Here is a 13,769-nt window from a genome sequence, read left to right on the forward strand (position 1 = left end):
GTCCCAGCCCGACCGAGCGCGCCCAGCCGCTTCATATGTCTACGACGCCGACTCCGCCCGCCCTCGCTCCCAACCTCCCCTCTGGCCCGTCGCCCCGCGCACTGACGGTGATGCTGTGGCTGGTCGCCACCGGCTTCTTCATGCAGACGCTCGATTCGACGATCGTCAACACCGCACTCCCCGCGATGGCGACAAGCCTCGGCGAGTTGCCGCTGCGCATGCAATCGGTGGTGATTGCCTACTCGCTGACAATGGCGGTGATGATCCCCGTGTCCGGCTGGCTCGCCGACAGACTCGGCACGCGGCGCGTGTTCTTCAGTGCGATCCTCGTGTTCGCGGTGGGCTCGCTGCTGTGCGCGAACGCGCGCACGCTGAACCAACTGGTGCTGTTCCGCATTCTGCAAGGCGTGGGCGGCGCGATGCTGCTGCCGGTTGGGCGGCTCGCGGTGCTGCGTACCTTTCCGGCGGAGCGCTATCTGCCGGCGTTGGCCTTCGTGGCGATCCCGGGCCTGATCGGACCGTTGATCGGACCGACGCTCGGCGGCTGGCTCGTCAAAATCGCGTCGTGGCACTGGATCTTTCTGATCAACGTGCCGGTAGGCATCGTGGGCTGCATTGCCACGTTTATTTTCATGCCGGATAGCCGCAACGAACACACTGGCAAATTCGACCTCGGCGGCTACCTGCTGCTGGTGGTGGGCATGGTGGCACTTTCGTTCGCGCTTGATGGCCGCACCGAGTTCGGCATTCAACATGCGACGGTGCTGGTGCTGCTGATTCTGAGCATGGCGTGCTTCGTTGCCTATGGTCTGCACGCGGTGCGCGAGCCCGTGCCGATCTTTCCGCTCGATCTGTTCAAGATTCACACGTTTAGCGTCGGGCTGCTCGGCAATCTGTTCGCGCGGATCGGCAGCGGCTCGATGCCCTACCTGATTCCTCTGCTGTTGCAGGTGAGCCTCGGCTATAGCGCATTCGAAGCCGGGCTGATGATGCTGCCCGTGGCGGCCGCGGGCATGGCAACGAAGCGTCTCGTGACGACGCTGATTCAGAAGTACAGCTACCGGCGCGTGCTGATGGCGAACACGATTCTGGTGGGTCTGATGATGGCGAGTTTCGCGCTCACGAGCACGAATCAGCCGCTGTGGCTGCGGCTCGTGCAACTGGCGATCTTTGGCGGCGTGAACTCGATGCAGTTCACCGCGATGAACACGTTGACGCTGAAGGACCTGGGCACCGGCGGCGCGAGCAGCGGCAATAGCCTGTTTTCGCTCGTGCAGATGCTTTCGATGAGTCTCGGCGTGACCGTGGCCGGTGCGTTGCTGACGACCTTTACCGGCATCATGCAGCGTGTGACCGCCGCGAATTCGCTGCCGGCGTTTCATGCAACGTTCCTGTGTGTCGGCGTGATTACCGCATGTTCGTCATGGATCTTTGCGCAGTTGTCGCCGGAGATCCGCACGCCAGCGACGAAGACCGATCCTTCAGAGCGAACCTGAAAGCCGCGCGCTCCACGACGTCGCATCCTCGCGCGCTCACAAACGGATTTCCTGGCATCGCTCCGCGCGGCCCGCACGCAGCATCCTTGAACAGCGTCAGCGACCCGCAACAGGGCGCGTGCCGCACCAGCGAAGTGCGTGTCGTCGCCTTCGTAGCGGCGCGGGCGCGGCACGTTTTCCTCGGAGCATTGCTGGTGGGCGCTCGAGCATTGTTGGTACACGCGCATAGTTCTTGCTCGACTATCCTGTAAACTCTTAGTCTGCGCGTGCGAACTCCTGCCGAGCCCCGCAAGCGCCGCCGTTTCCACACGACCGACATGATGAGCATGATCGAACTCGAACATCCCGGCTTCCAGCCACCACGCCCGATGGCCGGCGACGAAGGCTCCCGCCGTACCGTTCTGTATGGCGGCTACACCGTTTTCAGCGTGTTTCAACCGGTCTTCTCGGTCTCGCACCGGCGCGCGATCGGGTATCACGCGTCGCTGCGCGTGCACGACGAGCATGAGCAGCAAGTGCCCTCGCACGAAGTCTTTACGCAGGCCGCGCGACGCGGCGACCTGCTGGAACTCGGACGGCTGGCCGAATCGCTGCACCTCGGCAACTTCAACGCGTTCGACAGCCACGACGAATGGCTCTTCCTCAGCCTGCATCCGGCCGCGCTGATGGACACCAGCTACGGCGACGCGCTGCTTGCCAGCCTGAAGACGCTCGGCCTGCCGCCGCAACGCGTGGTGCTCGAAGTGTCCGAACAGGCCGGCGGCGAAACCACGCGCTTCGCCGAAATCATCGATTCGCTGCGCAAGTCCGGTTTTCTGATCGCGCTCGACGGCTTTGGCGCCAAGCATTCGAACATCGACCGCGTGTGGAATCTGCGGCCGGACATCGTGACGCTCGACCGCTGCATCCTCGCGCAAGCGAGTGAACACTCGCACATCGAACGCGTGTTGCCGGGCCTCGTCTCCCTGTTGCACGAATCCGGGCAACTGGTGCTGATGGGCGGTCTGAGCACCGAGCGTGACGCGCTGATCGCGCTCGAATGCAATGTGGACTTCGTCCAGGGCGCATTTTTCGCGGGCCCGAGCGTCGAACCCGTCAAGCCGCAGGTTGCCGCTAGCCTGATGGATTCGCTTTCCGCTTCGCTGCGCGAACGCGTTGCCGCTAGAGAGAAAGCGCAATCCGCGCGGCTCGCGCCGTATGTCACCGCGCTCGAGGCTGCCGCAGCTCAGTTGATTGCCGGGGAATCGATCACGCAGGCGACCGCACCTCTGCTCGCGCTGGGAGAAACGGCGCGCTGCTTTGTCCTGGACGGATCGGGCCGGCAGATCGGCGACAACGTGCTGCCGCCGGGCCGCACATCGCAACGCGCAAAGCGCTTCAGCCCGCTGCTGCATTCCGAAGGCGCCAGTTGGGAGCGCCGCCCGTACTTCATTCAGGCGATGCGTCAACCGGGGCGGGTTCATCTAACACCGCCGTATCTGTCGATCAACGAAGCGCATCTGTGCGTCACGGCCTCGATTGCCGCGCATAACTCGCATGGTACGCAGGTGCTATGCGTCGACATCAACTGGGAAGTCGCGGCTCACCGCAGCTGACACCTCCGGATGGCCCTTGATGCGGGCAAGCAGTTCCTTGACCGCCTCACGGCCCAGCATTCGGTTGGCCGCCCGCAAATGCGCGGCGCTGGCCACGATGCGCAGCGAGACGATTCTCGCCGAAAGGTCCGTTGCGCCGTCCGTCACCACGTCGATTAGCCCGACGATATCGCCGTCGCAGAACAGTGCGATACACACGGCACCCGCCATCGACACCACCTCGGTATAGCTCGCCTGTTGCGCGAGCGATGTAACCACAGCGATCCACTTCGGACCTGAGCCCGGTTCGCCGGCGCGCTGCGCTTCGGCTCCAGGTGTTGGCCCTTGTGCCCGAAGGGCCAGGTTGGCCGTAGGGAATGGAGTGGGCGTAGCGTACAGAGGTACGTCGCTGATCAGTTGCGGCGCGTCGTTGAAAAGCTGCAGCAAGCCTGCCCGGTCTTGCGCTTCGAGCGCCGCGCGCAATCGCTCGACGATTCGCCCATGCACCGCTGGATCGGGCCGCTCCAACGGCGCGCCCGCCCGTTTCAGACGCTCCTTGGCGCGATGAACCATTTGCCGGCAAGAGGCCGGTGTGCGCTCGAGAATCGACGCGATTTCGGCATAACCGCACTCGAACGCTTCATGCAGGACGAACGCCGCGCGTTCGTCTGGCTTCAGATGTTCGAGCAGCAACATCACGCCATATGACATATCGGCCGCACGCAATGCCAACTCCTCCGCCGATGGTGCGAGCTCGTCGAGCCACGGCTCCGGCAACCAGCCGCTAGCCTGCGACGCGCGCTCGCGCTGCGCGTGCCGCAGACGGTCGATCGCCGTGCGGGTGATGAGCGTGGTGAGCCACGCGACCGGCGTTTGCACCGCCTGCGTATCGGCCAGATGCCATTTGAGCCAGACGTCCTGCACCACGTCTTCGGCCTCCGCACGACTGCCAAGCATCCGATATGCGAGCGCCAGCAGACGGGCGCGCGCGGCCTCGAAACTGGATGCCTTGTCGATTCCCTGTTCCGTCATGCGTAGACCTCCAGATGTTGCGTCGTGAAAAAGCGGCTGTACACCAGTGGCATGGGTCAGGCGCGCGTCGTGTTCGGTATTCCTGAGCTTGACGCATGGGCAACGGGTGATGTGACAGCTCGGCGCAAAAAATTTTCTGTCACAACTCGGGCCGCTGCTTCGTCAAATGAGCAAGAACCGGCGCATGCCACGCGGCTGCTGCCCCGAGGCCGCCTGCGCATCCCCGAATGCCCGTGCCATCCATCCTGAACGAGGAACCCATGCCTTCCAGTTACCCGTCTGTCTCCGCCCTGGGCCTCGTGCCCACGGTGATCGAACAATCCGGCCGGGGCGAGCGCGCCTATGACATCTACTCCCGCCTGCTGCGCGAGCGCATCGTGTTTCTTGTCGGGCCCGTGAACGAGCAGTCAGCCAGTCTGATCGTCGCACAATTGCTGTTTCTCGAATCGGAGAACCCCGACAAGGATATTTCCTTTTACATCAACTCGCCCGGCGGCTCGGTGTATGACGGCCTCGCGATTTACGACACCATGCAGTTCATCAAGCCGGAGGTCTCGACCTTGTGCACGGGCTTTGCCGCGAGCATGGGCACCTTTCTGCTCACCGCGGGTCAACGCGGCAAACGGTATGCGCTACCCAATGCCCGCATTATGATTCACCAGCCTTCCGGCGGTGGTCAGGGCACCGCGGCGGACATCGAAATCCAGGCGAAGGAGGTGCTGTATGTGCGAGCGCGTCTCAATGCGATGATGGCCGAGCGCACCGGACGCAGCATCGAAGATATCGCGCGCGATACCGACCGCGACAACTTCATGTCGGCGCTCGAAGCGCGGGAATACGGATTGATCGATGACGTGCTGGAAGCTCGCGCGACGTGGAACAACGCAGGTCGTCGCGACACCCTGTAACGGAACTGACATGGAGCCGCTCGCTGGGCCGCCGGACAAACCGCTTGCTGCAAATTCCCATCCACCTATCGGTGCGAGCGCACCACAAAAGCTGCTCACCTTCGCTGGAATCGCTATCATGTCGCGATTCGTCGACTTCGACGACCGCTTCAATGGAGATACACATGGCGTCATCCAACGAAAACGTCAGCATGGCGCTGTTCTGCGACTTCGAGAATGTCGCGCTTGGCGTGCGCGATGCGAAATACGACAAGTTCGATATCAAGCTTGTACTCGAGCGCCTGCTGCTGAAGGGTAGCATCGTCGTCAAGAAGGCGTATTGCGACTGGGATCGCTACAAGAGTTTCAAAGGGGCCATGCACGAGGCCAATTTTGAGTTGATCGAGATTCCCCATGTGCGCCAATCGGGCAAGAATTCCGCCGACATTCGGCTTGTCGTCGATGCGCTCGATCTCTGTTATACGAAATCGCACGTCAATACGTTCGTCATCATCAGTGGTGATTCGGATTTTTCGCCGCTCGTGTCGAAGCTGCGCGAGAACGCCAAACAGGTCATCGGCGTCGGTGTGCAGCAGTCCACCTCGGATTTGCTGATTGCGAACTGCGACGAGTTCTTCTTTTACGACGATCTCGTACGCGAAAGTCAGCGCGCAGTCGCGAGGCGCGAATCGTCGCGCCAGCAGCAGAGCGCGCAGCAGGCAGCCAAACGTGCGGCTGATGAAGAGAAAGCCCCGCCGAAGGAAGATCTGGAGAAGCGTCGCAGCAAGGCCGTTGAAATTGCGGTGCAGACGTTCGACGCACTCGCTTCCGAACGTGGCGACAGCGGCAAGATCTGGGCGTCCGTGCTGAAGAACGCGATCAAACGGCGCAAACCGGACTTCAACGAAACGTATTACGGGTTTCGCGCTTTCGGCAATCTGCTGGAAGAGGCGCAGGCGCGCGGGCTGCTCGAATTCGGCCGCGATGAAAAATCAGGCGCGTACGTTTATCGAAGCACGGCTGTGAACGTCGCGAGCGAAGCAGCCGGTGAAACTATCGGCGAAACCGCGGCGGAGTCTGCCGAAACGGGGTCGGCTGAGGCGGCATCCGCTGAACAGGCGGCGGAACATTCGTATCAAGCGCAGGCCGCGCAAGCGGCCGCGTCCGAGTCGGGCGGCAAGCACAAGTCGCGTCGCAAGGACCGCGGCAACCGCAAGGCGGGGCGAGGTCAGGAGGCCGCGCACGGCAAGCGCGGTCACCACGAGACGACTGATGAAGAACCTGCGGCTGGCGCTCCGGCTCTCACCGAACAGGCGCAGCCCGCCGAGCAGCTCCAGCGGCAGGATCCGCGTGAACACGCGCCGCTCCCAGATGAGTTCGTCGTTAAACCGATAGCTGAAGAGACCGAAGCTCGCGCTGTAAAAGCGGCAGCGGATACAGCCGCTGAACAAGTCGTCTTCGGTCAAGAAATCGAGCAGACCGCCGACAGCGACCAACTCGCACAGCGTGAAAGCGCCAAAAAGCGCGCATCCCGCAAAACCGCCGCGAAGAAAGTGAAGAAAAGTACGCCGCGCACCATCGAGGAAGTCCCTGAGATCGCGGCGCCGGCCGAGGCCCCTGCTCCAGCAGTCGATTCGGAAGAAGGATCTGAGGCCGCCAGGAAGGCGGCCCGTAAAACGGCGTCTCGCAGTCGTCGTCCGCGCAAAGCGGCGTCGACGGACAGCACGGAGTAAGTAGCGGCGCGGATTTGACGATCGTCGCTACAAGCTACCGCCCAACCGGGCTACGCATTGAAACCCGGTACCGGCCGACAATGCAAGACGAGCAAGCCCGCCGCCCCACTATCACCGCTCAGTAAGCCGGATAAGGCGCATACATGACGGGCGGAGGCGGTGCGTAGTAGTAAGGACGGGGCGCGACATACACCGGCTGCGTCGAATAGTAAGGCTGCGGCTGAGCGATCGTCTCGCCCTTCGATGTCATGCACTGGGCGTAGGCGGTGTCATAGCGGGCCTGCATGCCGGCCGCCGAGTACTGGGCGCCATTCGCACCGTTCGCGCCGCCTATCAGCAGGCCGCTGCCCGCCCCGATCGCCGCGCCCGCGCCGGCGTTGCCCGCCGCGGCGCCGAGCAGCGCGCCGACCGCCGCACCGCCGAGCGTGCCGAACGCCGCGCTGTTCACACTGTTCGTGGTGGCAGCCTGCGCAGCGCCGGACGGATTCGTCGTTTGATTCGCGTAGTCGCGGCACGCGTAGTCATTCTGTTGGAACTGGCTGAGCGGCTCGCCGGCGCGCGGCATCGCGGCTATGCTCGGGCCGCTCGGTGGCGCCACTGCGCAACCGCCTAACGCGAGCGCGATGACTGCGGCGGGAATCGCCAGGCCGATCGTTTTATTGCTGGAAATCATGGTGGTGCACTTCGGAGGATTGGAATTCAAACGTTAGGCTAATCGCAAAATTCCGTGGTTACGGCTCAGTTACAGAAAGTTTTTTGCACGGCCGGTTGGCCTCGACCCGGCTGCGCGTCGTCGCGGAGTTGGGTACGTTACATATCAAGTGATGCTTGTAAATGGGCGGGCAATCAATTCACAACGAACGCCGCCCACACTCGCGTCAAACGATCCCCGCCGCCCAAGCCAATCGACCGCGCGTTGGCCGCCTCAATCACCCGGCTCATTGTCGCCGCCGCAGCGGCTTGCATTGCCTGCGGCGCCCCCGCCAGCTCGGCGAAGCCGACGGGCGGCGGCCGAGGTCCACTTAGCGCCCCGCGAAATCGCAGTTACCAACTGTGACAAACTTCTTTCAGAAGCGATCCCGCCCGTTCCAATCGCCTCAGAAAAAGAAAAAGCCCTCGCGATGGAGGGCTTTCGTCTCTACCCACCATCTTCAATCGCGACCGCAAGGATCACGACATCAGACGACGAGCTGCAACCGGTAATCTCAAGCGAAGTTCTTCGCCGCGAAGTCCCAGTTGACGATGTTCCAGTACGCTTCGACGAACTTCGGACGCGCATTGCGATAGTCGATGTAGTAAGCGTGCTCCCAGACGTCGATCGTCAGCAGAGCCTTGGCGTCGGTGGTGAGCGGCGTGGCGGCGTTGCTCGTCGACACGAGGTCGAGCGAACCATCGGCCTTCTTCACGAGCCATGCCCAGCCCGAGCCGAACGTGCCGACCGCGGTCTTCGCAAACTCTTCCTTGAACTTGTCGAACGAACCCCACTTCGCGTTGATCGCGTCAGCGAGCGCGCCGGTCGGTGCGCCGCCACCTTGCGGCGACAGGCTGTTCCAGAAGAACGTGTGATTCCACACCTGAGCCGAATTGTTGAAGATACCGCCCGACGACTTCTTGACGATCTCTTCCAGCGACAGGTTCTCGAACTCCGTGCCCTTGATCAGATTGTTCAGGTTGGTCACATAGGTCTGGTGATGCTTGCCATAGTGAAACTCGAGCGTCTCTTCCGACATGTGCGGAGCGAGCGCGTTTTTCGCAAACGGCAGCGGCGGGAGCGTATGTTCCATGGTGCTTTCCTTCTCTGTATCTGTTGTGGGGAGTCTGCGGATGACGCTATCGAGCACTCGATTGTAGGCGAGTTGGAATAACCCCGCAAACGACCGGCCTTTATGTCCGGCATGTCGAACACGCCGTGCGCAAGGCCCTTCGCAAGGGTGCGCATGGCGCGTGCCCGGGTCGTCGGCAGGCAGGACATGACAGCAGATGGGCGCAACGCGCCCACCGGCAAAACGTCAGAAGCCCTCGGTCAGACGCGCCTGCACGTCGGCGAGCGCGACGTCGGCCGAGCCTTCGGCGAGATGCATCGTCAAACGACGTCCGGGTTTCAGCGACGACGGCGTGCGAATCGCCCGACCGCTTTGCGCGTCGAGCACGGCCGCATAACCGCGCTCGAGCGTGCGCTGTGGACTCAGCACTTCGAGTCGCGCGAGGAGCATATCGATACGCGCGACCTGACGTTCATGCTGGCGCGACAGCGCCGCATTCAGGCGCTGCGCCAGCGTGTCGACGCGCGTGCGCTCGGCCGCGAGATCCGGACGCCAGCGTTGCCAGCGCATCTGCAGCAGCGAGAAGCGCGCTCGAGCGTCCCGCACCGGCCGCGCGCCCGCCGACGCGAGCCGCACGCGCAATTGCTGCAAATGCGTACGCTGCCGCGCGAGCCGCTCGGCCGGCGAGACGAGCCGGCGCGCCAGCCAGTCGAGCTGCTGCGCGCGCCGCTCCATCATGCGGCCGAACGCACGCGCAAGCGTCGCGTGCCGATGATCGAGTTCGCGCAACAGCAAGACGCGCTGCGGACTCACGAGTTCGGCGGCACCGGTTGGCGTCGGCGCACGTACGTCGGCGGCGAAATCGGCAATCGTGAAATCGGTCTCGTGGCCGACGCCGCTCACCACCGGTATCACGCTTTCCGCAATCGCGCGCGCGAGCACTTCTTCGTTGAAGGCCCACAGATCTTCGATCGAGCCGCCGCCGCGACACACGATCAGCACGTCGACCTCGCGGCGCGCGCCAGCCGTCTCGACCATCGCCGCCAGTTTCGCGCTGACACCCGAACCCTGCACCGGCGCCGGATAAACGATCACCGGAATATGCGGCGCGCGGCGCGACAGCGTCGTCAGCACGTCGCGCAATGCGGCCGCCTGCAACGACGTGACGATACCGATCGCGCGAGGATGCGTCGGCAGTGCGCGTTTGCGCTCGACGGCGAACAACCCTTCGGCTTCGAGTTGCGCCTTCAACCGCAGGAATGCTTCGTACAGACGCCCCTGACCGGTGCGGCGCACCGCTTCGACATTCAGTTGCAATTCGCCGCGCGGTTCGTACATCGTCACGAGGGCGCGCACTTCGATGCGATCGCCTTCGCGCGGCATGAATTCGGCGTACTGCGCGCGACCGCGGAACATCACACAGCGCATCTGCGCCTGTGCGTCCTTGATCGAGAAATACCAGTGACCACTCGCAGCGCGCGTGAAGTTCGACACTTCGCCCGCGACCCATACGAGTGGAAACGAGCGTTCGAGCATCATGCCGATCGCGCGATTGAGCGCGGAGACGGGAACGACGACCTCACCGCCTGGTGTGGCCGCCGAAGCAAAAGGATTTTCGGGGTTCATGCGAGGAATAAATAGCGCTGGCCGGACAGACGATAGACCGAGCGACGAGCGGCGTCCAGCCGGAATCGCAGGATTGTTAAAAGTGTCCACATGGCGGGAACCGCCTGACGAATTCCGCCAGAACGCCCGCCAACGCCAATAGATTCCTGGCAGACCCTTGATTTATATGGCGTTTGCATCTCAATAGAGAGCGAGCACTTCGATCCAAAGCGCACGGAATGGCCCTCCCGGACGATCGGATGGCAGGTTCTCCACAAAGTTATCCACAGACTGTGGGCGACCGCACATAGCATAGACCAGCGTCCGTCGAGCCCTGCGCGACTTGCCGGCCGGGACGCCCGCGCGCTAGAGTTGCGGGCTCGACGGCATGCCGATCGCGCAGCGAGCCAGGGAGCTTGCCGGCCTGAGGCCAATCAGCACGAGCCCTTTCGCCGCGCGGTTTGCACCTGATTTTTCGACCGTATTCGCATTCGATTGCCCGGAGAACCGCGTTGAAGTTGACCCCGCGTAGTGCGCACGGCACGCAGTCCTTGCCCGCAACCCGCCCATGAGCGAACTCAGCGACCGTCTCGCAGCGCGCCTCGCGCGCGAATGGCAGCAACGCGGCCCGCTCGCGTGGGCGCTGACGCCGCTTGCCTGCGTGTTCGGCGCGGTCGCGGCCGCGCGCCGCGCCGCGTTTTCGCAAGGCTGGCTGAAGTCGGTGCGCGTCGGCGTGCCGGTGGTGGTGGTCGGCAACGTGACGGTGGGGGGCACCGGCAAGACGCCGACCGTCATCGCGCTCGTCGAAGCGTTGCGCACCGCGGGCTTCACGCCTGGCATCGTGTCGCGCGGCTACGGCGCGCGCGTGAGCACGCCGACCCAGGTCACGCCCGGTTCTTCGGCGCGCGTCGGCGGGGACGAACCGTTGCTGATCGCGCGCCGCACCGGCGCACCCGTATGGGTCTGTCCCGATCGCGTCGCCGCCGCGCAGGCGCTGTGCGCTGCGCATCGCGACGTCGACGTGATCGTCAGCGACGACGGCTTGCAGCACTATCGACTCGCGCGCGACGTCGAACTCGTCGTGTTCGATCACCGGCTCGGCGGCAACGGCTTCCTGCTGCCGGCCGGGCCACTGCGCGAGCCGTTGTCGCGCCGCCGCGACGCGACGCTGATCAATGATCCGTACGCGCGCACGCTGCCCGCGTGGCCGAACACGTTCGCACTGCAGCTCGCGCCCGCCGACGCGTGGCATCTCGACAATCCCGCGCTGCGCCGCCCGCTCGCGCAATTCGCCGGTCAACGTGTGCTGGCCGCGGCCGGCATCGGCGCGCCGGAACGCTTCTTCGCGACAGTGCGCGCGGCCGGCATCGCGCCCACGACGCGCGCACTGCCCGATCACTACGCGTTCGAGCGCAATCCGTTCACCGACGTCGACGCCGACGCGATCCTGATTACCGAAAAGGATGCGGTAAAATTGGGGGCCTGGCACGACGCGCGCATCTGGGTAGTCCCGGTCGAAGCCGCGCTTGATCACCGCCTCACTGCATTAGTTGTGGAGAAAGTCCGTGGACGCTCGCCTGCTTGAAATCCTCGTTTGCCCGATCTGCAAGGGCCCGCTCAGCTACGACCGCGCCGCGCAGGAACTGATCTGCAACGCGGACAAGCTCGCCTATCCGATCCGCGACGGCATTCCCGTGATGCTCGTCGACGAAGCGCGGCAGACCGTCGAAGGCACGCCGGTCGATCTGAATCCCGGCTCGGTCGCCTGACCCTGCGCCGCGTCGTCTCGCTCGCGCGCGAGTCAAGGGGCACAGGTTCGTCAACGCCAACGCCCGCCCGTATGTGCTCCACGATCGATCCGTAGCCGTTTTTGCCGCTCCGGCTTACGTCCGACTCTGCGTGCGCGTCGCGCGCGCAGCCTCTTCCTTCGGCCTGATTGCCGACCGTTCCCGATCCGATGATCCACACCACCCCTCATCCGTTTATCGCCGTCGTGCCGGCCCGTCTGGCGTCGACGCGTCTGCCCAACAAGCCGCTCGCGGACATTGGCGGCAAACCGATGGTCGTGCGCGTCGCCGAGCGCGCGCGCGAATCGGGCGCGCAGCAGGTGCTGGTCGCGTCGGACGCGCAGGAAGTGCTCGACGCGGCGCACGACCACGGCTTCGACGCGGTCCTCACGCGCGCCGACCATCCGTCGGGCACCGACCGTCTCGCGGAAGTGGCGACGCGCTTCGGGTGGAGCGACGACACGATCATCGTCAACGTGCAGGGCGACGAGCCGCTGATCGACCCAGCGCTGGTGCGCGGCGTCGCCGCGCATCTCGCAACGACGAGCGACTGCGCGATCGCGACGGCCGCCCATCCGATCACCGATCCCGCCGAAATTTTCAATCCGAACGTCGTCAAGGTCGTGCCCGATGCGCGCGGCGTCGCGCTGTATTTCTCGCGCGCGCCGATCCCGTGGGCGCGCGACGCATGGCAGCCGCACTGGCCCAACGTCGCGTCGATGCCGGCGCCGCCCGGACCCACCGCCGTATACCGGCACATCGGACTGTACGCGTATCGCGCGAAATTTCTGCGCACGTACCCGAGTCTCGCGATCTCGCCAATCGAACAGGTCGAAGCGCTCGAACAGCTGCGCGCGATGTGGCATGGCGAGCGCATCGCGGTACTTGTCACGCATGACGTGCCGTTGCCGGGCGTCGATACCCCCGCCGATCTCGCGCGCGTACGGGCTTTATTCGGGTCTTGAGCGCGGGAAGCCGTGGCATAATCGAACGGTTATGCGCGCCTCCCAGCGCAGGCGACACTCGGGTTATCCCGGTCGCGCCGTGCGGTTCTTGCAGCGCCGTCATTTCGACGTGCAGCGCGAGCTAGTCAACGGTAGCCGATGCGGAGCCTGCGAGAATCGCCGGGAAGCCTGCTGCGTAAACAAAGAATTCACATAGATCTGGAGATATCCATGCGTTTGATCCTGTTGGGTGCACCGGGTGCTGGCAAAGGCACTCAGGCCAACTTCATCAAGGAAAAGTTCGGCATCCCTCAAATTTCGACCGGCGACATGCTGCGCGCGGCCGTCAAGGCTGGTACGCCGCTCGGCCTCGAAGCAAAGCGCTTCATGGACGCCGGCGAGCTGGTCACGGATGAGTTGATCATCAACCTCGTGAAGGAACGTCTGCAGCAGCCGGACTGCGCGAACGGCTATCTGTTCGACGGCTTCCCGCGCACGATTCCGCAAGCCGAAGCAATGAAGCAGGCCGGTGTCGCGATCGACTACGTGCTCGAGATCGACGTGCCGTTCGACGAGATCATCGTGCGCATGAGCGGCCGCCGCTCGCACCCCGCGTCGGGCCGCACGTATCACGTGACGTTCAATCCGCCGAAGGTCGAGGGCATCGACGACGTGACTGGCGAGCCGCTGATCCAGCGCGACGACGACAAGGAAGAAACGGTCAAGAAGCGTCTGGAAGTGTACGAATCGCAAACCAAGCCGCTGATCGAGTACTACAACAGCTGGGCGAAGAACGGCGATGCGTCGAGTTCGGTGAAGGCGCCCCAATATCGCCGCATTTCGGGCCTCGGCAGCGTCGATGAAATTCGCGCCCGTGCGTTCGATGCGCTGAAGTAAGCTGGATTGATCTAAACATTTCCGCTGTTTGCGTTCGGCCAAAACCCGCCC

Annotated in this window: 12 protein-coding genes; 8 read left to right on the top strand and 4 right to left on the bottom strand. The window is 63.9% G+C overall.

Going from position 1 to position 13,769, the window contains the following annotated elements; translation table 11 throughout:
* The first annotated feature begins 110 nt into the window (after positions 1 to 110).
* Both mdtD and AB3X95_RS07495 read left to right on the top strand, forming a co-directional pair.
* Positions 111 to 1,496: a multidrug transporter subunit MdtD gene (mdtD, locus tag AB3X95_RS07490; protein ID WP_176121934.1), complete on the top strand. Its 1,386-nt coding sequence runs from the start codon at positions 111 to 113 to the stop codon at positions 1,494 to 1,496.
* 320 nt (positions 1,497 to 1,816) lie between these two features.
* Positions 1,817 to 3,091: an EAL domain-containing protein gene (locus AB3X95_RS07495; protein ID WP_184226513.1), complete on the top strand. Its 1,275-nt coding sequence runs from the start codon at positions 1,817 to 1,819 to the stop codon at positions 3,089 to 3,091.
* Here the strand turns inward: AB3X95_RS07495 and AB3X95_RS07500 are convergent.
* Positions 3,047 to 4,102, bottom strand: a complete 1,056-nt coding sequence (locus AB3X95_RS07500) for a sigma-70 family RNA polymerase sigma factor (RefSeq protein ID WP_368621007.1) — start codon at positions 4,100 to 4,102, stop codon at positions 3,047 to 3,049. The two genes, AB3X95_RS07495 and AB3X95_RS07500, sit on opposite strands and share 45 nt — an antisense overlap.
* A 260-nt stretch (positions 4,103 to 4,362) precedes the next feature.
* On the opposite strand from AB3X95_RS07500, the gene clpP reads away from it, so the two are divergent.
* On the top strand, positions 4,363 to 5,010 hold the full coding sequence (clpP, locus tag AB3X95_RS07505; protein WP_176105216.1) for an ATP-dependent Clp endopeptidase proteolytic subunit ClpP: 648 nt from the start codon (positions 4,363 to 4,365) through the stop codon (positions 5,008 to 5,010).
* Between the two features lie 164 nt (positions 5,011 to 5,174).
* Positions 5,175 to 6,722, top strand: a complete 1,548-nt coding sequence (locus AB3X95_RS07510; protein ID WP_368621008.1) for an NYN domain-containing protein — start codon at positions 5,175 to 5,177, stop codon at positions 6,720 to 6,722.
* Positions 6,723 to 6,840: 118 nt separating this feature from the next.
* Here AB3X95_RS07510 and AB3X95_RS07515 read toward each other — a convergent pair whose 3' ends face one another.
* The 3 genes from AB3X95_RS07515 to xseA all read right to left on the bottom strand — a co-directional run bounded on the left by AB3X95_RS07515 (position 6,841) and on the right by xseA (position 10,111).
* Entirely contained in the window at positions 6,841 to 7,395 is a 555-nt protein-coding gene (locus AB3X95_RS07515; RefSeq protein ID WP_176365682.1) for a glycine zipper family protein, read from the bottom strand.
* Positions 7,396 to 7,927: 532 nt separating this feature from the next.
* Positions 7,928 to 8,506, bottom strand: coding sequence for a superoxide dismutase [Fe] (gene sodB / locus AB3X95_RS07520; protein WP_013090345.1), 579 nt, complete (start codon positions 8,504 to 8,506; stop codon positions 7,928 to 7,930).
* 225 nt (positions 8,507 to 8,731) lie between these two features.
* Entirely contained in the window at positions 8,732 to 10,111 is a 1,380-nt protein-coding gene (gene xseA, locus AB3X95_RS07525; RefSeq protein WP_176121696.1) for an exodeoxyribonuclease VII large subunit, read from the bottom strand.
* A gap of 547 nt (positions 10,112 to 10,658) precedes the next feature.
* On the opposite strand from xseA, the gene lpxK reads away from it, so the two are divergent.
* The 4 genes from lpxK (at position 10,659) to adk (ending at position 13,718) form a co-directional block, all read left to right on the top strand.
* Positions 10,659 to 11,675, top strand: a complete 1,017-nt coding sequence (gene lpxK / locus AB3X95_RS07530) for a tetraacyldisaccharide 4'-kinase (protein ID WP_176121697.1) — start codon at positions 10,659 to 10,661, stop codon at positions 11,673 to 11,675.
* The gene (locus AB3X95_RS07535) at positions 11,656 to 11,859 is read left to right on the top strand and encodes a Trm112 family protein (RefSeq protein WP_007180583.1); all 204 of its coding nucleotides are present in this window, start codon (positions 11,656 to 11,658) and stop codon (positions 11,857 to 11,859) included. The genes lpxK and AB3X95_RS07535 overlap by 20 nt, the downstream gene beginning before the upstream one ends.
* Before the next feature lie 188 nt (positions 11,860 to 12,047).
* On the top strand, positions 12,048 to 12,842 hold the full coding sequence (gene kdsB / locus AB3X95_RS07540) for a 3-deoxy-manno-octulosonate cytidylyltransferase (RefSeq protein ID WP_368621009.1): 795 nt from the start codon (positions 12,048 to 12,050) through the stop codon (positions 12,840 to 12,842).
* 210 nt (positions 12,843 to 13,052) lie between these two features.
* Positions 13,053 to 13,718 carry an adenylate kinase gene (gene adk, locus AB3X95_RS07545; RefSeq protein WP_176121699.1) on the top strand — a complete coding sequence of 222 codons (666 nt, stop codon included), beginning with the start codon at positions 13,053 to 13,055 and terminating at the stop codon, positions 13,716 to 13,718.
* The last annotated feature ends 51 nt before the right edge of the window (positions 13,719 to 13,769 follow it).

Source organism: Paraburkholderia sp. BR13444, assembly GCF_040948755.1.
GTDB classification, from domain to species: Bacteria; Pseudomonadota; Gammaproteobacteria; order Burkholderiales; family Burkholderiaceae; genus Paraburkholderia; species Paraburkholderia youngii.

Bases quoted from the DNA above. Each gene is read 5' to 3' on its own strand.
- AB3X95_RS07510 (WP_368621008.1), top strand. From the start codon at position 5,175: ATGGCGTCATCCAACGAAAACGTCAGCATGGCGCTGTTCTGCGACTTC.
- clpP (WP_176105216.1), top strand. From the start codon at position 4,363: ATGCCTTCCAGTTACCCGTCTGTCTCCGCCCTGGGCCTCGTGCCCACG.
- AB3X95_RS07515 (WP_176365682.1), bottom strand. From the start codon at position 7,395: ATGATTTCCAGCAATAAAACGATCGGCCTGGCGATTCCCGCCGCAGTC.
- sodB (WP_013090345.1), bottom strand. From the start codon at position 8,506: ATGGAACATACGCTCCCGCCGCTGCCGTTTGCGAAAAACGCGCTCGCT.
- AB3X95_RS07495 (WP_184226513.1), top strand. From the start codon at position 1,817: ATGAGCATGATCGAACTCGAACATCCCGGCTTCCAGCCACCACGCCCG.
- mdtD (WP_176121934.1), top strand. From the start codon at position 111: ATGCTGTGGCTGGTCGCCACCGGCTTCTTCATGCAGACGCTCGATTCG.
- adk (WP_176121699.1), top strand. From the start codon at position 13,053: ATGCGTTTGATCCTGTTGGGTGCACCGGGTGCTGGCAAAGGCACTCAG.
- xseA (WP_176121696.1), bottom strand. From the start codon at position 10,111: ATGAACCCCGAAAATCCTTTTGCTTCGGCGGCCACACCAGGCGGTGAG.
- lpxK (WP_176121697.1), top strand. From the start codon at position 10,659: ATGAGCGAACTCAGCGACCGTCTCGCAGCGCGCCTCGCGCGCGAATGG.
- kdsB (WP_368621009.1), top strand. From the start codon at position 12,048: ATGATCCACACCACCCCTCATCCGTTTATCGCCGTCGTGCCGGCCCGT.
- AB3X95_RS07500 (WP_368621007.1), bottom strand. From the start codon at position 4,102: ATGACGGAACAGGGAATCGACAAGGCATCCAGTTTCGAGGCCGCGCGC.